The sequence below is a fragment of the Methylobacterium sp. AC315 genome (assembly GCF_979253755.1).
In genome coordinates this window covers 1-236 of the sequence record NZ_CEEDEA010000143.1, presented here as the reverse complement: position 1 = coordinate 236, position 236 = coordinate 1, and the positions used below count along the sequence as shown (strand labels likewise).

Here is a 236-nt window from a genome sequence, read left to right as displayed (position 1 = left end):
GCCAGCACCTACGAGCTCGTCGAGTTTCGGCACGACGTGCTGAAACTCGAGGCTCTGCCCTGGGCGGAGTTCCCGCACAAGGTCGCCTATCACGGCAATTGCACTGCGCTACGCGGCATCCACCATGCCCGACCGTCCGAGATCGTGAAACCGTACTTCTCGAAGCCCCTCGACCTGCGTCGCCTCGTCAAGGGCGTCGAGCTGGTCGATCTCGCCCGGCCGGACGAGTGCTGCGG

Annotated in this window: 1 pseudogene; it reads left to right on the top strand. The window is 65.3% G+C overall.

Annotated elements, in window-relative coordinates:
• Window positions 1-236 (top strand): annotated as a pseudogene (locus AC0IY0_RS29035) ((Fe-S)-binding protein); the annotation flags it as partial.